Origin of the sequence: Dietzia timorensis (assembly GCF_001659785.1) — a bacterium.
In the GTDB taxonomy this organism is placed as follows: Bacteria; Actinomycetota; Actinomycetes; order Mycobacteriales; family Mycobacteriaceae; genus Dietzia; species Dietzia timorensis.
Genome location: NZ_CP015961.1, coordinates 3,105,651 through 3,125,530, shown reverse-complemented (window position 1 = coordinate 3,125,530; position 19,880 = coordinate 3,105,651). Strand labels below are relative to the sequence as shown.

The following is a 19,880-nucleotide window of genomic DNA, read 5'->3' as shown; positions in this document are numbered from 1 at the left end:
CTGCCGGAAAGCACGGAAGCCTGCGCGCGAAGTTGAGCGCGGTAAATGCAAGTTTGGCTGTGAGTTGCACCACATCGGGAATGATGTCGACGTTAAACCAGTTGAACCAGACAGAAAACTTAAGCGTCCGCGACTCAACAAGTTGCACGCTGACGGCGAAACGGTGGCAGAATTGCGACAGGCCCGCCGGCGAGGCAAGGAACTTGAGTCCGGCGCGCTAAGGGTTTTCGACTTAGAAGCAAGACCCAGCACAAACGAACAAGACAATTACTCAGGGACCAATTAATAGGAGGAACACAATATGTCGCGTGCAGTAGGTATTGACCTCGGTACCACCAACTCGGTGGTTTCCGTGCTCGAGGGTGGCGAGCCGAAGGTCATCGCCAACGCCGAGGGCTCCCGCACGACCCCGTCGGTCGTCGCGTTCGCCAAGAACGGCGAGGTTCTCGTCGGCCAGCCGGCAAAGAACCAGGCCGTCACCAACGTCGACCGGACCATCCGCTCCGTCAAGCGCCACATCGGCGCCGAGTGGAAGTCCAGCGACATCGACGGCAAGCAGTACACGGCGCAGGAGATTTCCGCGCGTACGCTCCAGAAGCTGAAGAGGGACGCCGAGTCCTACCTCGGTGAGGATGTCACCGACGCCGTTATTACCGTCCCCGCATACTTCAACGACGCGCAGCGTCAGGCGACCAAGGACGCCGGCCAGATCGCGGGCCTCAACGTGCTCCGCATCGTCAACGAGCCGACCGCGGCCGCGCTGGCCTACGGCCTCGACAAGAACGAGGACGACCAGACGATCCTCGTCTTCGACCTCGGTGGCGGTACGTTCGACGTCTCGCTACTCGACATCGGCGAGGGCGTCGTCGAGGTTCGTGCGACCTCGGGCGACAACGAGCTCGGCGGCGACGACTGGGACCAGCGCATCGTCGACTGGCTCGTCGAGAAGTTCAAGGCACAGAACGGCATCGACCTGACCAAGGACAAGATGGCGCTCCAGCGTCTGCGCGAGTCCGCGGAGAAGGCGAAGATCGAGCTGTCCTCGGGCCAGTCCACGTCGATCAACCTTCCGTACATCACGGTTGACGCCGACAAGAACCCGCTGTTCCTCGACGAGACCCTGTCCCGGACCGAGTTCCAGAAGATCACGCAGGATCTGCTCGACCGCACCCGTAAGCCTTTCCAGGCCGTCATCAAGGACGCGGGCATCTCGGTCTCCGACATCGACCACGTGGTCCTCGTCGGCGGCTCGACCCGTATGCCCGCCGTCAGCGATCTGGTGAAGGAACTGACCGGTGGCAAGGAGCCCAATAAGGGCGTCAACCCGGACGAGGTTGTCGCCGTGGGTGCCGCGCTGCAGGCCGGCGTGCTCCGCGGCGAGGTCAAGGACGTGCTGCTCCTCGACGTCACCCCGCTGTCCCTCGGTATCGAGACCAAGGGCGGCGTGATGACCAAGCTCATCGAGCGCAACACGACCATCCCGACGAAGCGTTCGGAGACCTTCACCACGGCCGAGGACAACCAGCCTTCGGTGCAGATCCAGGTCTTCCAGGGTGAGCGCGAGATGGCCGCGCAGAACAAGCTGCTCGGCTCCTTCGAGCTCGCCGGTATCGCCCCCGCACCGCGCGGCGTGCCGCAGATCGAGGTCACCTTCGACATCGACGCCAACGGCATCGTCCACGTCACGGCGAAGGACAAGGGCACCGGCAAGGAGAACACGATCATCATCCAGGACGGCTCGGGCCTGTCCAAGGAGGAGATCGACCAGATGGTCTCGGACGCCGAGGCTCACGCCGAGGAGGATCGTCAGCGCCGCGAGGAGGCCGACGTCCGTAACCAGGCCGAGTCGACCGTCTACCAGGCCGAGAAGTTCGTCTCCGAGAACGGCGAGAATATCGCCGACGATAAGAAGGAGACCGTGAACAACGCGGTCGCCGAGGTGCGCACCGCGCTCGAGGGCTCCGATCTCGAGGCCATCAAGTCGGCCGTGGAGAAGGTCAACACCGAGCTCCAGGCCATCGGCACCGCGATGTACGAGCAGCAGGCCGCGCAGGGCGAGGGCGCTGCGGACGCCTCCGCCGAGGAGGACGGTGTCGTGGACGCCGAGGTCGTCGACGATGACGACACCACCTCGGGCGACGACGCCAAGGAGAGCAAGTGACCGCCGGACCGGGCCAGCCGGGAACCGAATCGTCCACCGCGGACGATGTAGACCCCACGGCTCCGGCCCAGGCCACGGCCGCCGACGCCGCCCAGCCCGCCGCGGATGCGGACGCATCCGCAGCGGCAGCGGATCACGACGTCGCCCCGTCTGAACCCACAGAGGGTATGACGGCGGAGACCGCCGCCGGCGTCGAGGCCGAGGCCACCGCGGAAGGCGGCAGCGAGAATGCCGAGGCTCCGCGCGACGAGGCGGCCGCGCTCACCGAGGACCTCAAGCGGGTCTCGGCGGAGTACGCGAACTACCGCCGCCGCGTCGACCGCGAACGCCAGTCGGCAGTGGAGGGGGCGAAGGCCTCCGTGCTCTCCGGCTTGCTGGAGATCGCCGACGAGCTGGGCCTCGCCGCCCAGCACGGCGACCTCGAGGAGGGCAGCCCGCTGCGCAAGTTCAACGACAAGTTCTTCGCGGTCCTCGCCGCGCAGGGCGTCGAGGAGTTCGGCGCCGAGGGCGACGACTTCGACCCCTCGATCCACGAGGCGGTGCAGGACCTCTCCGAGGGCGGCGATCCCAAGGTCGCCACGGTGTACCGCAAGGGTTACCGCGTCGGTGATCGCACGTTGCGCAACGCGATGGTGATCGTCGGCAGCTAGTCCGCCGAATACACCGCGTGGTTCGCCCGCGGCACATCAAGACGAGGTCCCGGCAGGGGAGCGGCCCCAGGCCCTTTCCTGCCGGGACCTCTTCGGTTAGTTAGACAATTAGAGTTAGAGACGAAAATTAGAACAGCACCCAGCAGCGTCGCCCGTGCGGCGCGCAGCCACGACACTCGGCACGGTCTGAAAGGAGGCGCCATATGAGCCAGAGCGATTGGGTAGACAGAGATTTTTACGCAGACCTCGGCGTCTCGAAGGACGCCAGCCAAAACGACATTCGCAAGGCCTACCGCAAACTCGCCCGCGAATCCCACCCGGATTCTCACCCGGGCGATGCCGCCGCGGAAGAGAAGTTCAAGAAGGTATCCACGGCGTATGACGTCGTAGGAGACGAATCCAAGCGCAAAGAATACGACGAGGTCCGCCAGCTTGCGGCCAGCGGCTACGGCGGATTCGGTGGCGGCGGGGGCGGCTTCGGCGGCGGTCGTTACCGTCGCGCGGGCGGCGCAGGCGCAGGCGCGGAGGAGTTCGATATTTCGGACCTCTTCGGCGGAGGAGCGGCCGGCGCCCAGTCCGGCGGTTTCGGCGATATCTTCGGTGGCCTGTTCAATCGCGGCGCCGGCGCGGGCGGAGGAGGCCGTCAGGCCAGTGCCCGTGGGGAGAACATCGAAACATCGGTGACCGTCGGTTTCCGCGACGCCGCGCTCGGGAAGCCGGTGGAGATCGCCGTGACGGCGCCGTCAACCTGTAATACGTGTAGCGGCAGCGGCGCCAAGCCGGGCACGACGCCGCGGACCTGCGGATCCTGCCAGGGTGCGGGATACGTGAATCGCAGCCAGGGGCCATTCGGTTTCTCCGAGCCGTGCCCGGAATGCGGCGGCGCGGGGACGATTATCGACGATCCGTGCCCCGAGTGCCGCGGCGCGGGAACGACGACGCGCACCCGGCATTTCACGGTGAAGATCCCCGCGGGGATCGAGGACGGCAAGCGCATCCGCCTGCAGGGCAAGGGGCAGGCCGGATTCCGCGGCGCGCCGGCAGGCGACCTGTTCGTCACCGTCCACGTGCGCGAGGACAAGGTGTTCTCGCGCGATGGCAACGACCTGTTGCTCGAGTTGCCGGTGTCGTATCCGGAGCTGATCCGCGGGACGAAGGTGTCGATCCCGACCCTCGACGGGCGGGTCACGGTGCGCGTGCCGGAGAATTCCCGCGACGGGCATGTGCTCCGCGTGCGCGGACGGGGGATCAACCCGCAGAGCGGTAATCCCGGTGCACTGCGCGCGACGCTGCGTGTCGTGAGCCCGCCGGCCGGTGCCGCCTCCGCCGAGCTCGCCGCGTACGCCGAGGCGCTCGACGCGTCCGGTTTCGACCCGCGCGCAGGGTGGCAAGGTGCGTAATGCGTATCCCGAATCCCGACGACCTGCGCCCTGACGAGGCGGTACTCGTCATCTCCGTGGCGGCGGAGCTGTCCGGGCTGCACGCCCAGACGCTCCGCACCTACGACCGCCTGGGGCTGGTGATCCCCGAGCGCACGCGAGGCGGCGGTCGCCGGTACACGCTGCGGGACGTCGCGCTGCTGCGTGAGGTTCAACGACTGAGCCAGGACGAGGGCATCAACCTCGCCGGGATCAAGCTGATCATCGAGTTGCGCGAGCAGCTGGAGGAGGCGCGCGCGGCGCTGTCCGAGGCGAGGTCGGAGCTGCGCTCGATGTACGAGGCGGCGCAGCGGGCCGAGCGCGCGACGAGTCGCACGGGCCTGTCCGCGCCTTCGGGCGCGCGCGGCGAACTCGTCCACGTGCCGCGCTCGACGCAGGTCGTGCTGTGGCGCCCGCGCAACGAGCGCGGGAAGGACTGAGTGTCTTCCTCGGGCGCGCCCGAAGCCGCAACGGCAGCGGCGACCACCCCGCCCCGCGAGTAGCATCGCGACCATGAGCGATAGCGACCACGAATTCGACGTACTCGTCCTCGGCTTCGGCAAGGCCGGAAAGACCATCGCGATGGGACGCGCCAAGGCGGGCGACCGAGTCGCGCTGATCGAGAAGTCCCCCGACATGTACGGGGGTACCTGTATCAACGTCGGCTGCGTGCCGACGAAGACGCTGCTCACAGACGCGCACCTGCACTCTTCCGCGCGGACGGCCGCCGCGGCCGGCGTCGGTTCGGAAGGCGGCGACGCCGATGCCCTGTCCGCCGCGCAGGATCGCCGCGATACGCTCATCAGCAAGCTCAACGCCGTCAACAAGAAGCTCGCAGACGACGCCGGCGTCACGGTCATCGACGGCGACGCCGAGTTCACCGGCCCCAAGACGGTGCGCATCACCGGCGGCCCCGACGAGCTCACTGTCACCGCCCGGACGATCATCGTCAACACCGGTTCGGTCCCGGTCCGCCCGCCCATCGCCGGCATCGACGGCCCCCGGATCCTCGATTCCACGCAGGTCCAGCACGTCCCGGAGCATCCGGCGCGCCTCGCCGTCGTCGGCGGTGGCCCCATCGGGCTCGAGTTCGCGACGATGTTCGCGCAGTTCGGCACCTCCGTCACGGTTCTCGACGGCTCCGAGCGGTTCCTCGGGCGCTTCGACCGCGATGTCGCCGAGCAGGTGCGCGCGGATCTCGAAAAGCTCGGAATCACCATTCTCTCCGGCGCCAAGGTCTCGGGATTTTCCTCCGATGACGGCGGAGTTACCGTCTCGCACGACGGCGGCGAACTGCAGGCGGACTATGTCCTTCTCGCTGTGGGGCGGCGCCCGGCGACGGACGGGCTCGGCCTCGAGGCGGCAGGAATCGCGACGACCGAGCGCGGTGCGATCGAGGTCGACGAGCACCTTCAGACGAATGTAGAGGGCGTCTATGCGGCCGGCGACGTCAACGGCGGGCCGCAGTTCACGTACGTCTCCTACGACGATCACCGCGTGATCACCTCCGCCGTGTGGGGCGATGGCTCCCGCACCACCAGCGGCCGCATTATCCCGAACACCACGTTCATCTCGCCGCCGCTGTCGCAGGTCGGCCTGGGCGAGGACGCCGCGCGCGAGGATGCCGAGGGGCGCGGGCACACTCTCGACGTGCGGGTCAAGAACATCGCGGACATCCCGATCATGCCGCGGCCGAAGATCCTCGGCGAGCCCGAGGGTATCGCGAAGTTCCTCATCGACGTCGAGGACGACCGCATCCTCGGCTGCACCTTGTACTGCGTCGATTCGCAGGAGCTCATCAACCTCGTCACTGTCGCGATGACCCAGTCGATCCCCGCCTCCGCGTTGGGCTCGGCGATCTATACCCACCCGTCCAGCTCGGAGGTGTTCAACGCGCTGCTCGCGTAGCGTCGGGGCAAGACAGGCAGGGAAGCCGAAGAAGGAGGCGTCGTGCGCATTGCTGCGGCACAGGTGATCAGTGGGGCCGATCCGAGGGCGAACTCCGACGTCATACGTGACTACGTGGCGCGGGCCGCGGAGCAGGGCGCCCGGGTGGTGGCGTTCCCGGAGGCGACGATGCGCGCGTTCGGGCACGGACCGCTGGACGAGGTCGCCGAGGAGCTCGACGGGCCGTGGGCGAGCGAGGTCGGCCAGATCGCGCGCGAGGCCGGCGTGGTCGTGATGGCCGGGATGTTCCGCCCTTCCGGCGACGGGCGCGTGTTCAACACGTATCTCGTCACGGGCCCCGCGGGATCCGCCGCCAGCCCGGGCGCCGGCGGCGACATCCACCTCGGCTACGACAAGATCCACCTCTACGACGCGTTCGGGTTCCGCGAATCCGACACCGTCGCGCCCGGAGAATCTACTTCCGTAGTGGAGGTGGACGGGGTACCGATCGGCCTCGCCGTCTGCTACGACATCCGCTTTCCCGGGCAGTTCACCACGCTCGCGAATGACGGCGCACGGCTGAACATTCTCGGCGCCTCGTGGGGCGATGGTCCTGGGAAGGTCGAGCAGTGGCAGCTTCTCGCGCGGGCTCGCGCGCTCGACGCGACGACGCCGCTGCTCGCCGTGGGACAGGGCAATCCCGCGAGCGAGGGCCGCGAGGTGACGGGCGCCGCGCCGCAGGGCGTCGGGCATTCGATGCTGGCCGGCGCGAAGGGTGAGGTGCTGCGCGAGGCCTCGGACGGCGCCGAGCTGATGATCGTCGACGTCGACCCCGATGCGGCCGAGGACGTGCGCGCGGCGATCCCCGTGCTCACCGGCGGCCGCGTGACGGAGTAGCGGTCAGCTCCCCGGTAGCGGGTCGTGAGAGATCGCCTCGGGCGGGGCGCCGCGGGCGATGAGTGCCTCCTTGGTCGCGCGCAGCATCTCCGGCGGCCCGGACAGGATGATTTGCCGGTCGCCCCACCCGCCGTATGCGGTGACGACCTTGTCGAGGCGGCCGTAGGTGAAACGGTGCAGCGTGTGCGGGAGCGGACCTGCGCCGGTGGTGTCGAGCCACCACGGATCCTCGTGTTCCTCGGCCACGGGCTGCACCGTGAGCCACGGGCTGAACGAGGCCATGTCGATGAGCGAGCTCAGATCGTACAGCTCGCCCGGGTATTTCGCGCCGTAGAACAGGTGCACGCGCGGGTTGTCGGAGAAGCGGCTGATGTCGAGCAGCAGGCTGCGGATCGGCGCGATGCCCGTGCCGCCGGCGATGATGAGTACGTCCTGGTGGTCGCCGCGAAGCGGGCGCGTCGGAGCGGGCTCGCCGGGCTCCTGCTCCGGGATGGGTGCAGGGTTGCGGACGATCTCGAGCTCCCCGAGCGGACTGGACAGGACCCAGCGGTCGCCGGGAGTGGCCATCGCGACGAGTGAGGCGCTGAGCTCGCCGCCGGAGACCGCGCGCACATGGAACTCGATCTGCCGCGCGGGATTGGCGGGGATCGACGGGCTGAGCTGGCGCCACACCGCGTGCGCATACGGGGTGAGCACCGAGACGTACTGGCCGGGCAGGTAGTCCATCGGGACGTCGGTGAGCAGCCGCACGACCGCGAGTCCGCGGGTGGGGCGCTGCACGTCGACGACGGTCGCACCGATGTTGAGCCCGTCCGGCTCCGCCTCGGCGTGGGCCTCGCGCGCCCCCTTGTGCAGGGCGCGGGCGATGATCACATAGAACTGGTTCTGGACCTTGGACAGCTCGCCGGTCCACTCCTCGCCCGCGACGCGCGCGAGTGCCGCGTTGAGAGCGTGCCCGAACCGCTCGTACTGCTCCTCGACCACGTTGTACTTCGCCAGGTCGTGGCCGAGCTCGCGGCACAGGTCGAGCACGTCGTCTACCTTGGCACGGTCGCCGCCGGAATCCTCGACCCTGGTGAGAAGGAACCGATACAGCTTGACGAAGGTCGCGAACGGCCCGTCGAGGTTCCTGGGCAGATCGGCGCGGAGGTAGGGAGCCTCGGTGTTGAGGGCGTCTTCCAATGCGCGGCGGAAATCGGGTGCGACGTCCGAGCTCTCGCGGTACGTCAGCTCGCGGAGTGCGAGCAGCGCAGGGAGCTGATCCAAGGGAGTGGATGTGGCGGACACGGGCATTTACCTTTCGATGATGATATCGACACCGTCGCGCATTTCTTGTTCGGTGTAGTCGAGCTGACCATGGCCCTGGAGGGAAACGAGGTAGGTGGGTTGGCCGGCGGGCACGTAGTCGAGCGAGAATGTGAACGTACATTCGCCCAGCGTGCCGTCCTGATACTGTATCGGCGCCTCGGCGACCTGCGATAGTGGATCACCCGTTTGGACCGAGACTCGCGAGTTCGTGACATCCTCGAGCCCGGGAGGCAGGATGCAATCGCTCGTCCCGCCGAGGATGACCGGCGCGCTGATCGTCAGCGTTCCCCGGCTTTCGAACGTCTCGACCGAGGAGAACTGGTCTCCGGGGACGATCGCGAATACCAGCGCGGATACAGCGACGACTCCCGCCGTCGCGCCGACCGCAATGAGTCCGCGCTTCGGCCCGGGCCCGGGTTCCTGCGGCGGCGCGGGAGGCTGCTGCGGCGCGACCGGCATGGGGGCCTGCGCGGGCTGCTGCTGGAAGGCGAACTGCGGCGGCTGCGCGGGGCGCGGCATCCCGTCCCAGTAAAGCCCGCCTGGAGCGAGACGCGCGGACTGCTCGGGGCCGGGGCGCGAGGGTGGGAACGGCTGCGGCGGATCGCCTACCCGGTATGCGCCGTTGGCGAGCGGTGGATAGTGCATTGCCATCGGGCCACCACCCTCCTTTCGCGCGCAGAATCGGCTCTTTTGCAAGTCTAATCACGAGTGGCGCGGGCACTGTCATCCTCGCGAGCCGCGCGCCCGAATCCAAAGCCTCGCCCGATGTTTACCTAGCGGCAATTGACCTGACTCTCAGACTTTCCACGGGTTCGTTAACTTTTCGACTGTTGCACTTGACCATTTTCCCAACGGGAGGAGGGCGCTGTATGCGTCCGAAGAGTTTTGCCCGCCGCTTCGGCGGACGCATGTCCACGTCCGTGCTGGCCGCGGCGTTGGTGCTGGGCGGTACGTCCGGCGTCATAGCTGCAGGTCCTGCTGCCGCGCAGGGCACCGGCCTGTATATCAGCGAGTACGTCGAGGGGACGGGGAACAACAAGGCCATCGAGCTGTTCAACCCGGGGGCAGAGGCGATCGACCTGTCCGGCTATCGCGTCGCGGTGTACGCGAACGGCCAGACCACGGCGAACTCGTACACGCTGTCGGGCGAGGTCGCACCGGGCGAGACGTTCCTGTTCGGCAGCTCGCGCGCCTCGTTCGCCGGCCAGCTGGATGCCTCCACGGGTGCGGGTCTGTGGAATGGTGACGACGCGGTGGTGCTCTTCCGCGGCGACGAGGTCGTCGACTCGCTCGGTCGCGTCGGCGAGCAGCCGGCCGGCGGTGCCTGGGGAACGGGCGAGGCGAGTACGAAGGACTCGACGCTGCGGCGGACCGGGGGCGTGCCGGACACGATCATCGACGACGCGTTCGACCCTGCCACGGCAGGGTGGAAGGGCTTCGGCGTCGACGTATTCGACGACCTCGGCGAGGAGCCGGGCGGGCCCACCGATCCGGAGGATCCCGAAGATCCCGAGGATCCGACCGATCCGGAAGAGCCGGGTGAGCCGGGTGACCCCGCCGATTGCGAGGCGCCGGCCGAGAAGATCGGCGCCGTGCAGGGCGAGGGCGCAACCTCTCCGCGCACAGGCGACACCGTGACCGTGCAGGGTGTCGTGACCGCGAGCTTCCAGCAGCCCGGCGGCTATAACGGCTACTTCGTGCAGGACGCGGGCGACGGCAGCGACGCCACGTCCGACGGCATATTCGTCTACGCACAGGGCAAGGACGAGCGAGCCGAAGGCGACGTGGTGCGCGTGACCGGCAAGGTGGGCGAGCACTACGAAATGACGCAGATCACCCAGTCCGGCGACGCCACCGTGTGCGACACGGGCGCCGAGAAGCCGGCGCCGGCCGAGCTTTCGCTGCCGATGGACGACGAGGCGCGCGAGGCCGTCGAGGGCATGTCCGTTGTGCTTGGCGAGGGCGTGATCAACGAGTCGTTCAACTACGACCGCTACGGCGAGCTCACTCTCGGCAGCGAACGCCATGCGCAGCCGACGAACCTCCACCGCCCCGGCTCGGACGAGGCGAAGGCGCTCGCGGCGAGCAACCTCGCCGATTCGATCACCCTCGACGACGGCATCAATTCGCAGAACCCCAACCCGATCCGGCACCCGAACGGTGAGGACTACTCGCCGGAGAACCGCTTCCGCATGGGCGATACCCTCCGCGAGGTCACCGGCGTCATGCATTACAGCTTCGACAAGTGGCGCATCCAGCCGACCGCCGGCGCAGAGTACGAAGAGACCAATCCGCGCACCCCGGCGCCAGAGGTTCCGGGCTCGCTCACGGTCGCCTCGGCGAACGTGCTCAACTACTTCACGACCCTCGCGGACGAAGACCCGAACGCTCGCGGCGCGAACAACGCCGCCGAGTTCGAGCGCCAGAAGGCGAAGATCGTCTCGCAGCTCGCCGAGATCGACGCGGACGTCTTCGGGCTCATGGAGATCGAGAACAACTCCGACAAAGCCGTGAACGACCTGGTCGACGGACTCAACGCCAAGATCGGCAGCGAGGAGTACGCGGCGGTCGAGACCGGCGCGCTCGGGACCGACGCCATCACGACCGCGCTCATCTACAAGCCCGCGAAAGTCGAGCGCGTGGGCGAATTCTCCGCGCTCACCGAGTCGGTCGACCCGAACTTCGACACCTCCCGCCACCGCCCCGCGTTGGCCCAGGTGTTCAAGGACAAGGCGACCGGCGAGGAGTTTTCCGTAGTGGTCAACCACCTCAAGTCCAAGGGCTCCGCGTGCGGCGCCGGCGACCCGGAGGACCCGAACGGCCAGGGCAACTGCAACCGCACCCGTGTCGAGGGCGCGAAGGCGCTCGCCAACTGGATCAACACGGACGAAAACCTGTCGCGCTCGGGGCGCACACTCGTGATCGGCGACCTCAACTCCTACGCCAAGGAGGATCCGATCGTCGCGCTCGAGGACGCCGGCTTCGAGAACATGGTCGCGAAGTTCGGCGGCGACGATGCCTACTCGTACGTCTTCGACGGGCAGACCGGTTACCTCGACCATGCTCTCGCGACCGCCAAGCTCACCGGCGAAATTGAGGGCGTAGCCGACTGGCACAACAACTCGGACGAGCCGGATATCAACGACTACAACCTCGACTTCGGCCGCTCGCCCGCGTACTTCGAGGACAACCCCTACCGCGCCTCGGACCACGATCCGGTCATTGTCGGGTTCACCCCGGGCGGCAACGGCGCTCCCGGGGATGGCGGCGACGATTCCGATGACGACGGAGAGCCGCAGCCCTCCGGGCCGCTGGGCTCGCTCGGCTCGATCGGGAGCGACTCGCTCGCACTTCTCGGGCGATTCGGCTCGGCGAACTGAGCAGCTCCGACGTCATAATTGAATAAAGAGATTTCGCCTGTGCAAACCCTGGTGGCGGGGGCATGGGGTTCGCCGGATGCGGCTGCGGTCCTGGACAATGGCGGCTGTGTCAGAACGTGAACCCGTCAAAGAATCCGCCATCAACGCCGAGGCCAGCTCGTACCCCGACGACGACAAGGTCGGTTTCCCAGGGGTGCCGGCGGTGGTCGGCAACGCGCTCCGCGGTGGCCTGATCGGCTCCGCGGAGCTCGTGCCGGGCGTGTCCGGTGGCACGGTCGCGCTGGTCACCGGCGTGTACGACCGGCTGCTGTACAACGGTTCGGTGCTGCTCAGCGGGATCAAGGGCGGCATCGCCGGACCCGACCGCGGCGCGCAGCTGCGCCGGGCGAATCGCGCCATCGACTGGTGGCTGTTGCTGCCGATGGCGCTGCTCATGTTCCTCGCGGTGTTCTCGCTCGCTGGGGTGCTGCACGATTTCGTCGAGAATTCCCCCGAGGTCTCGCGCTCGCTATTCGGCGGGATGGTTGCGGCGTCGATCGCGGTGCCGCTGATGATGGCGCGCGAGTCCGCGCGCGGCGAGGGCGGATTCAAGCCCGTGCGGGCGGCGGTCACCCTCGTGCTCGGCTTCGTGATCGGGCTGATCCTCGTGTCCATCCCCGGCGAGGAGAACCCGGATCCGTCGTACCTAATCGTCTTCTTCGCCGCTGCGATCGCCGTCTGTGCGCTCGCCATGCCAGGCGTGTCCGGCTCGTACCTGCTGCTCGCGATGGGGCTGTACGCGCCGACGCTCGCAGCGGTTGATGAGCGCAACCTCGCCTACATCGGCGTGTTCATGCTCGGCGCGCTGTTCGGTATCAGCGCGTTCATCAAGCTGCTCGAATACCTCCTGACCAGCCACCGCACCATTACGCTGCTCGCCATGACCGGCCTGATGGCCGGATCCCTCCGCGCGCTGTGGCCCTGGCAGGATGACGACGGAGCGCTGCGGGGCATCGAGGGGAACTGGCCCGCGATGCTCGGCTTCTTCGTCATCGGCGTGGCCGTGGTCGTCGCCGTGCTCGTGGCCGAACGATTCCTCGGGCAGGGCAAAATCGCCGATCCGCCCTCTACTTTTGGCGAGACGAAAACGGCGAAAGACTAGAGTCGGAAATACACCCCACCCATGACGGCGGAGTCCCGAATCGCCCAGGCGAACCTCGGAGCTCCGCCGTCATGCATGGTGGAGTGTCGACGGTCGGGAACGCTATCGTGAGGCAGACATCTGTCTGGACAACTTTCCACATTTGTCCGCGCGGAGGGATCTATAGTCCTACACTTCGGGGCCATAACTAAGTCGCTCCGACCGAAGGGCATTCCCGATGCAGCTAAGCCGCCGCTCATTTCTCGCAGGAACAGTCGCGGCGGGTGCCGCACTGACCGGAGCGTCGTTGGTTCCCGCCGCGAGCGCGCAATCCGCCGGAATTGCTCGCGGCGCGGCGCCCGCCCGCGTTCCGTTGACCCGGGAAGAGCACCGGGTGGTCGTGGTGGGTTCCGGGTTCGGCGGCGGAGTCTCCGCGTTGAGGCTTACGCAGGCAGGCGTGCCGGTGCTCATGCTCGAACGCGGCCGGGAATGGAAGTCGGGTCCGAATCAAAACACCTTCCCACTGGCCACCAAGCCGGACAAGCGGCTTCTTTGGCATGGCGCCACCGAGCGGGTTGCGGGGCAGCGAGTCGAGATCGAACCGTACGTCGGCTTGATCGACGCGTTTGCGGGCGAGAACATGACGGCGCTCGCTCCCGCCGGGCTCGGCGGTGGCTCGCTGATCTACCAAGGTATGTCGCTCCAACCCGCAGAGCACGTGTTCAACGAGTACCTGCCCGAGCAACTCGACTGGCAGTGGATGAACCGCGAACACTATCCGCGCGTCGCGCGCATGTTGCATCTTGCCGTCGCTCCCGACGAGCTCATCGAAAGTCCTACTTACTACCCGGCGCGCGTCTTCGCGGCCAACGCGCGCCGGGCGGGGCTGCCGGTGAGCAAGATTCCGATGCCGATCGATTGGAACTACGCGCTCGCCGAGCTGCGCGGAGAAATGAAACCGGCGTACACCAACGGTGATGGCGCGATGGGTGTCAATAACGGCGGTAAGTTCAGCGTCGATGCCACGTATATCGAGGCCGCGCGCGCGACCGGACTGCTGCAGGTCGAGACGCACCACGAAGTGACCAACGTCGAGCGTGCACCCGATGGGCGCTGGGTCGTACGAGTCAATAAAACCGACGACACCGGACAGACTGTAGAGCAGAAAGTGATTACGACCCCGACGCTGATCATGGCGGCGGGTTCGATTCACACCACCCGCCTCCTGGTGCGCGCCCGCGACCGCGGGGACGTGTCGGACCTTCCCGACGCGATCGGTCAGGGGTGGGGTACCAATGCGGACCGCATTTATGGTTGGCACAATCCCGAAGTGCCGTTCGGGGCGCAGCAGGGTGGGCCGGTCGTGTACGGAAGCCTCAATTGGGGTTCCGCGGAATCGGCGCACACCGTGATCCAGGCGTCGACGCCTCCGCTCGGAGTCGACCTGCGCACGACTGTGATGGTCGGTTTCGGCGCGAGTAGGGACCGCGGGCACTTTTCATACGATTCCTCACGCGACGACGCGACTTTGCACTGGCCGGCGAACGGCGACTCGGAAATCCAGTGGGGGCATATCCACCCCACCGCTACGGCGCTCGCCGGTCCCGGTGGACGGCTCATCGATACCAACGCCGTGTTCAATTCGACCTGGCATTCGCTGGGAGGGGCGTGCATGGGAGCGGCGTGCGACCTCGAAGGCCGCGTCGACGGGCAGCGCGGACTTTACGTACTCGATGGTGCGCTGATCCCGGGGACCACCGCCGCGTGCAATCCGTCGATGACCATCGCGGCCGTTGCCGAACGAGCCATGGATTCGATCGTCCGCAATGACGTAGGCGCCATCATTTAGGACGTCTGACGTCGGAGTGTAGTTATCCTCGCATCATGATCACCTGCGTTGTTCATTACACGATTGATCCGGAGAAGATCGAGGCCTTCGAAGCATTCGCCCGCGAGTGGATCCGACTGGTCAACGCCCATGGCGGCACCCACCACGGCTACTTCCTGCCTGCAGAAGGCGCATCCGATAAGGCCGAGGCCCTCTTCAGCTTCGAGAGCCTGGCGGCCTACGAGGAGTATCGACGTCTGTTTGGAGTCGATCCGGAATTCATCGCAGCAGACAAGATCCGTGACGAGTCTGGGTGCGTGCTTCGTTACGAGCGAACGTTCATGCGCCCGTTGCTCGTATGACTCGATTGAATGCCGCGCGTGGCCTTATGTCGTCGCCGAGACGAATGTGCGGAAGTCGTCGATCAGCAGCTCGGGCTGTTCAAGTGCGGCAAAGTGACCGCCGGTTTCGACATCGGTCCAGTGGACGATGGTGTTCGATGCCTCGGCGAACTGGCGGATGGAGGGATCCTCGGCGAACACGACTACGCCGGTCGGGACGCCGGAATTCGAAAATGACGATTGTGGATCTGCGAATAGCTCACCGTATCCCGAATAAATGACGTCAGCGGCGGACGTCGCGGTTCTTGTCAGCCAGTAGATGAGCACATTCGCCAAATGCCGATTTCGATAGTGTTCATCGGCGAAAGTGGAATCGGAGTGAGTCCATGCATGAACCTTGTCGATGATCCACGTAAGCTGGGCGACCGGCGAGTCCTCGAGTCCGTAGCCGATCGTCTGCGGCCTGGTCGTTTGGATGACGTTGTAGCCATTTCCGTCGCGAAGGAAATCGGCGATTGACTCCATTCGCCGCTTTTCCAGGTTCGTGAGCGTGGCGTGGGTGTCGCCGTCGACGTCGCCCATAGGCATGAACCCGAGCGTTGCTGCATTGACATGGATTCCGCGAACGTGTGCGGGGTCGACTCGGCCCATATGTGGCGCGAGTACCGCGCCATGATCGCCGCCCTGGACGAAATACGAGTCATAGCCCAACTCCGACATCAGCCGAGCGTATGCGCGCGCGGTTCGAGGTACTCCCCAGCCGGGACAAGAAACCGGTCCGGACAATCCGGTTCCAGGATGCGATGGGATTACGACGTCGAAAGCTTGTTTTCCGCTTTCCGGATTTGTGAGCGGTTCGATGAGGTCGAGTAGCTCGACCACGGTTCCGGGCCAACCATGAAGGAGGAGAATGGCAACAGGGTTCTCGTGCATGCTTCGAACGTGAACGAAATGAATCGCGTCGCCATCAATTTTAGTTGTCGACTGGGGGAATCCATTGAGCTCTGCCTGTAGACCGCGCCAATCGAAAGTCGCGAGCTCGTCTGCCCACTTGCGTGCGTCGTCGACGGGAATGCCCTTCGACCACCCTTCAACACCAGGGATTTGTTCGGGCCACCTGGCCGCGCGGATTCGTGCTTGCATGTCGAGAATGTCTGATTCGGAAATCTTCCAGACGAAGGGTTCCAATTTCTCTCCTGGGGTAGATAGGTCGGGGGGACTGTGCGATCTAACTTCCTCTCGAACGTAAAAGTGGTTGAGGACTACTTTCGTCCTGAATCCGTAACGGCTGATAGGCAGGTCTGCCAGCTGAGGGGCAACAAGCGGGACATGGCAGGTGGAATCGAAGAATCGCCGTTTTGACCTCTACTTTTGACGAGGAGTAAACGGCGAAAGAGAAGTAGCGAGCTACTGCACGAGAATTCGGTCGACGGCAACCGCGACGTTCGGTGCAATGAGCGTCGGCGTGGGGTCGTGCGACTTTCGCGATTCGGTCCCGTTAGTAATCCATGCGGTCTTGAGACCCGCGTTCGTCCCACCTCGGACGTCGTGTTCGAGGCTGTCTCCGATCATCCACCCGTTGAGTGGATGCTGAACCTGCGCAGCCAACGCTTGAAAGATGCCGAGCCCGGGCTTGCGAATGCCGATTTCCGACGACACCACCCAGCCGTCGACGAGTTGGGAAAGCCCGGTGTTCCGAATCTTCGCGACCTGGTTATCGGCTTCCCCGTTCGTGGCGATCCCGATGGTCCAGCCGCTGGTTCGCATTCTCTCCAACGCGTCTTTAGTTGATTCGTCGCAGTGAACAAGCGTCGGCATCTGTTCGCGATAGGTTGCCCACAAATCCGAAGGGTCATCGCTGAGTTCCAAGCGGGTGACGAGTTCAGCGAAGACTTCGCCTTTCGGACGCCGCGAAGTGAGCGCGTCGGTAATAACGTCTGCATCGCTCGCGCTGAGCTGACACTCCGCGGCAAAACGCTCCGCACAGGTTTTCGCTGCGGCTGCTTGATCGACGAGGGTTCCGTCGAGATCGAAAATGGCGAGAGGCGCGGGTGCAGTGTAGGTCCGCGCGAGCATGCGGGCAGGGCGGTTGGGCCATGTCCGACGTCATGGGTGAAAAGGCGCTGTGTCCAGGGCGGAAGAATCGGGCCGGGATTCGAAGGTTCCAAACTTGAGCGGAATAGACGCAAGGTTTGCTGCGTTGCACTGAGTGGCGCGAACAAAACTTGCGCCCATGAAACTTAAGTAAACTCAGCATTGCGACACGAAAGGGCAGGTACATGAGCGAATTCAACCCCACGACCAAGACGCAGGCGGCGGTCTCGTCGGCTGTGCAACAGGCCTCCGCGGCCGGTAACCCGGATGTGCGTCCGGGGCATTTAGTCCAGGCACTTCTCGAGCAGGAGGGCGGCATCACGGTGCCGCTCCTCGAAGCGGTGGGCGCACCGGTAGATGTCGTGCGTACCCGCATTAACGAGCTGGTCTCCGGCTATCCCTCCGCGCAGGGGTCGGGTCTGGCGACGCCGAACTTCAACCGCGAGGCGCTCGCGGCACTTAAATATGCACAGGACCTCGCCGCCGAGATGGGCGACGCATATACGTCCACCGAACATCTCCTCGTTGGGATCGCCGCGGGTCCTGCCGGCGGCGACGCTTCGAAGATCCTCTCCGAGGTAGGCGCGACCGCTGAGGCGCTGCGCGAGGGCTTTACCGCGGTGCGCGGCTCCACGCGCGTGACCACCGACAACCCCGAGGACCAATACCAGGCACTCGAGAAGTACTCGACCGACCTCACGGCGGAAGCTCGCGACGGCAAGATCGACCCGGTGATCGGCCGGGACCAGGAGATTCGGCGCGTCGTGCAGGTGCTCAGCCGCCGCACGAAGAACAACCCGGTGCTCATCGGCGAGCCCGGCGTCGGCAAGACCGCCATCGTCGAGGGGCTCGCGCGACGCATCGTCGCCGGCGACGTGCCGCAGTCGCTGCAGGGCAAGAAGCTCATCTCGCTCGACCTCGGCGCGATGGTCGCGGGCGCGAAATACCGCGGCGAGTTCGAGGAGCGGCTCAAGGCCGTGCTCGACGAGATCAAGTCCGCCGACGGCGAGGTCATCACCTTCATCGACGAGATCCACACGATCGTCGGCGCGGGAGCCACGGGCGATTCGGCGATGGACGCCGGCAACATGATCAAGCCGATGCTCGCGCGCGGGGAGCTGCGGCTCGTCGGCGCGACGACACTCGACGAGTACCGCAAACACATCGAGACCGACGCCGCGCTGGAGCGCCGCTTCCAGCAGGTCAAGGTCGGGGAACCGTCCGTCGAGGACACCGTCGGCATCCTGCGCGGGCTCAAGGAGCGCTACGAGGTGCACCACGGCGTGCGGATCACCGACTCCGCGATCGTCGCCGCGGCGACGCTGTCGGACCGCTACATCACCTCCCGCTTCCTCCCGGACAAGGCGATCGACCTCATGGACGAGGCCGCCTCTCACCTGAAGATGGAGATCGACTCGCGGCCCGAGGAGATCGACAGCGCCGAGCGTGTTGTGCGGCGCATGGAAATCGAGGAGATGGCTCTACAAAAGGAGAAGGACGCTGCCTCCAAGGACCGCCTCGAGCATCTGCAGGGCGAGCTCGCCGACGCGAAGGAACGCCTGCAAGCGCTCACCGCGCGCTGGCAGAACGAGAAGAACGCGATCTCGGACGTACAGAAGGTCAAGGAGGAACTCGACCAGCTGCGCACCGAGTCCGAGCGCGCCGAGCGTGAGGGCGATTACGGCCGCGTCGCCGAGCTGCGCTACGGCCAGATCCCGGAGCTCGAGCGCAAGCTCGAGCAGGTCACCGAGGAATCCGGCGCGGATACGGAGTCCTCGATGCTCAAGGAAGAGGTCGGGCCCGAGGACGTCGCCGAGGTCGTGTCCTCGTGGACGGGCGTGCCCGTGGGCAAGATGCTCGAGGGCGAATCGGAGAAGCTCCTGCGCATGGAGGACGAGCTCGGCACGCGCGTCGTCGGCCAACTCGACGCCGTGCAGGCGGTGTCCGATGCGGTTCGCCGCGCCCGCGCGGGTGTTGCCGATCCCAACCGGCCGACCGGTTCGTTCCTGTTCCTCGGCCCGACGGGTGTCGGTAAGACGGAACTCGCGAAGGCGCTCGCCGGATTCCTGTTCGACGATGACCGCGCGATGGTCCGCATCGACATGTCCGAGTACGGCGAGAAGCACTCGGTCGCGAGGCTCGTCGGTGCGCCTCCGGGATACGTCGGCTACGAGGCCGGCGGTCAGCTCACCGAGGCCGTGCGTCGGCGCCCGTACACGATCGTGCTGCTCGACGAGGTTGAGAAGGCGCATCCGGACGTGTTCGACGTGCTGCTGCAGGTGCTCGACGAGGGGCGGCTCACCGATGGTCAGGGTCGCACGGTCGACTTCCGCAACACCATCCTCATCATGACGTCGAACCTCGGCGCCGGCGGGACCCGGGAGCAGATGATGACTGCCGTGAAGACCGCGTTCAAGCCCGAGTTCATCAACCGGCTCGATGACGTCGTGGTGTTCGACGCCCTCTCGCAGGAGCAGCTCACCTCGATCGTCGACATCCAGATCGACGAGCTCGCCCGGCGCCTCTCTGCCCGGCGGCTCGAACTCGACGTCGACGATGCCGCTCGGGTCTGGCTCGCCGAGCGCGGCTACGACCCGGCCTACGGCGCTCGGCCGCTGCGCCGGCTCGTGCAGCAGGCGATCGGCGACCAGCTCGCCCGCAAGCTGCTCGCCGGCGAGATCCACGACGGCGACACCGTGCACGTCGGCCACTCCGGCGACGAGGACGGACTGGTTCTCTACTAAAGAAGAGTCGCAATAGGAGGCCGGGGCCGAGGAAGGTCCCGGCCTCCGACGT

Annotated in this window: 15 protein-coding genes; 11 read left to right on the top strand and 4 right to left on the bottom strand. The window is 66.1% G+C overall.

Translation table 11 applies throughout. The features are described 5' to 3' along the window. The first annotated feature begins 301 nt into the window (after positions 1-301). The 6 genes from dnaK to BJL86_RS14430 all read left to right on the top strand — a co-directional run bounded on the left by dnaK (position 302) and on the right by BJL86_RS14430 (position 7,013). The gene (gene dnaK / locus BJL86_RS14455; protein ID WP_067474178.1) at positions 302-2,161 is read left to right on the top strand and encodes a molecular chaperone DnaK; all 1,860 of its coding nucleotides are present in this window, start codon (positions 302-304) and stop codon (positions 2,159-2,161) included. Continuing rightward, the gene (grpE, locus tag BJL86_RS14450; RefSeq protein ID WP_067474175.1) at positions 2,158-2,811 is read left to right on the top strand and encodes a nucleotide exchange factor GrpE; all 654 of its coding nucleotides are present in this window, start codon (positions 2,158-2,160) and stop codon (positions 2,809-2,811) included. The genes dnaK and grpE overlap by 4 nt, the downstream gene beginning before the upstream one ends. A gap of 203 nt (positions 2,812-3,014) precedes the next feature. Continuing rightward, positions 3,015-4,211, top strand: a complete 1,197-nt coding sequence (locus tag BJL86_RS14445) for a DnaJ C-terminal domain-containing protein (RefSeq protein WP_067474173.1) — start codon at positions 3,015-3,017, stop codon at positions 4,209-4,211. Beyond that, positions 4,211-4,669: a heat shock protein transcriptional repressor HspR gene (locus BJL86_RS14440; protein ID WP_067474170.1), complete on the top strand. Its 459-nt coding sequence runs from the start codon at positions 4,211-4,213 to the stop codon at positions 4,667-4,669. Before BJL86_RS14445 ends, BJL86_RS14440 begins: the two co-directional genes overlap by 1 nt. A gap of 73 nt (positions 4,670-4,742) precedes the next feature. Next, positions 4,743-6,137: a dihydrolipoyl dehydrogenase family protein gene (locus BJL86_RS14435; RefSeq protein WP_067474167.1), complete on the top strand. Its 1,395-nt coding sequence runs from the start codon at positions 4,743-4,745 to the stop codon at positions 6,135-6,137. Between the two features lie 42 nt (positions 6,138-6,179). After that, entirely contained in the window at positions 6,180-7,013 is an 834-nt protein-coding gene (locus BJL86_RS14430; RefSeq protein ID WP_067474165.1) for a carbon-nitrogen hydrolase family protein, read from the top strand. Positions 7,014-7,016: 3 nt separating this feature from the next. Here BJL86_RS14430 and BJL86_RS14425 read toward each other — a convergent pair whose 3' ends face one another. Continuing rightward, positions 7,017-8,300: an FAD-binding oxidoreductase gene (locus tag BJL86_RS14425; protein WP_197487570.1), complete on the bottom strand. Its 1,284-nt coding sequence runs from the start codon at positions 8,298-8,300 to the stop codon at positions 7,017-7,019. Between the two features lie 6 nt (positions 8,301-8,306). Further along, positions 8,307-8,972 carry a hypothetical protein gene (locus BJL86_RS14420; RefSeq protein WP_067474159.1) on the bottom strand — a complete coding sequence of 222 codons (666 nt, stop codon included), beginning with the start codon at positions 8,970-8,972 and terminating at the stop codon, positions 8,307-8,309. Positions 8,973-9,190: 218 nt separating this feature from the next. Between BJL86_RS14420 and BJL86_RS14415 the strand changes: the two genes are divergently transcribed. The 4 genes from BJL86_RS14415 to BJL86_RS14400 all read left to right on the top strand — a co-directional run bounded on the left by BJL86_RS14415 (position 9,191) and on the right by BJL86_RS14400 (position 15,011). Continuing rightward, positions 9,191-11,701 (top strand): ExeM/NucH family extracellular endonuclease, encoded by a 2,511-nt coding sequence (locus BJL86_RS14415; RefSeq protein ID WP_067474156.1) that lies wholly within the window; start codon positions 9,191-9,193, stop codon positions 11,699-11,701. A 97-nt stretch (positions 11,702-11,798) separates the two neighbouring features. Next, complete coding sequence (locus tag BJL86_RS14410) at positions 11,799-12,842, top strand: DUF368 domain-containing protein (protein ID WP_067474154.1); 1,044 nt, start codon at positions 11,799-11,801, stop codon at positions 12,840-12,842. Positions 12,843-13,059: 217 nt separating this feature from the next. Further along, positions 13,060-14,670, top strand: coding sequence for a GMC oxidoreductase (locus BJL86_RS14405; RefSeq protein WP_067474151.1), 1,611 nt, complete (start codon positions 13,060-13,062; stop codon positions 14,668-14,670). 35 nt (positions 14,671-14,705) lie between these two features. Further along, positions 14,706-15,011: an NIPSNAP family protein gene (locus BJL86_RS14400; RefSeq protein ID WP_067474147.1), complete on the top strand. Its 306-nt coding sequence runs from the start codon at positions 14,706-14,708 to the stop codon at positions 15,009-15,011. A 24-nt stretch (positions 15,012-15,035) separates the two neighbouring features. Here the strand turns inward: BJL86_RS14400 and BJL86_RS14395 are convergent, their stop codons facing one another. Together BJL86_RS14395 and BJL86_RS14390 are read right to left on the bottom strand one after the other, a co-directional pair. After that, a complete protein-coding gene (locus BJL86_RS14395) occupies positions 15,036-16,178 on the bottom strand; it encodes an epoxide hydrolase family protein (protein WP_067474144.1) in 1,143 nt (380 codons plus the stop codon). A gap of 219 nt (positions 16,179-16,397) precedes the next feature. Then, positions 16,398-17,066: an HAD family hydrolase gene (locus BJL86_RS14390; RefSeq protein WP_067474141.1), complete on the bottom strand. Its 669-nt coding sequence runs from the start codon at positions 17,064-17,066 to the stop codon at positions 16,398-16,400. A 203-nt stretch (positions 17,067-17,269) separates the two neighbouring features. On the opposite strand from BJL86_RS14390, the gene clpB reads away from it, so the two are divergent. Next, positions 17,270-19,828, top strand: coding sequence for an ATP-dependent chaperone ClpB (gene clpB, locus BJL86_RS14385; protein WP_067474138.1), 2,559 nt, complete (start codon positions 17,270-17,272; stop codon positions 19,826-19,828). The last annotated feature ends 52 nt before the right edge of the window (positions 19,829-19,880 follow it).

Coding starts and splice junctions, on each gene's coding strand:
- dnaK (WP_067474178.1), top strand. CDS start 302: ATGTCGCGTGCAGTAGGTATTGACCTCGGTACCACCAACTCGGTGGTT.
- BJL86_RS14445 (WP_067474173.1), top strand. CDS start 3,015: ATGAGCCAGAGCGATTGGGTAGACAGAGATTTTTACGCAGACCTCGGC.
- BJL86_RS14440 (WP_067474170.1), top strand. CDS start 4,211: ATGCGTATCCCGAATCCCGACGACCTGCGCCCTGACGAGGCGGTACTC.
- BJL86_RS14435 (WP_067474167.1), top strand. CDS start 4,743: ATGAGCGATAGCGACCACGAATTCGACGTACTCGTCCTCGGCTTCGGC.
- BJL86_RS14420 (WP_067474159.1), bottom strand. CDS start 8,972: ATGGCAATGCACTATCCACCGCTCGCCAACGGCGCATACCGGGTAGGC.
- BJL86_RS14415 (WP_067474156.1), top strand. CDS start 9,191: ATGCGTCCGAAGAGTTTTGCCCGCCGCTTCGGCGGACGCATGTCCACG.
- BJL86_RS14410 (WP_067474154.1), top strand. CDS start 11,799: ATGGCGGCTGTGTCAGAACGTGAACCCGTCAAAGAATCCGCCATCAAC.
- BJL86_RS14405 (WP_067474151.1), top strand. CDS start 13,060: ATGCAGCTAAGCCGCCGCTCATTTCTCGCAGGAACAGTCGCGGCGGGT.
- BJL86_RS14400 (WP_067474147.1), top strand. CDS start 14,706: ATGATCACCTGCGTTGTTCATTACACGATTGATCCGGAGAAGATCGAG.
- BJL86_RS14390 (WP_067474141.1), bottom strand. CDS start 17,066: ATGCTCGCGCGGACCTACACTGCACCCGCGCCTCTCGCCATTTTCGAT.
- clpB (WP_067474138.1), top strand. CDS start 17,270: ATGAGCGAATTCAACCCCACGACCAAGACGCAGGCGGCGGTCTCGTCG.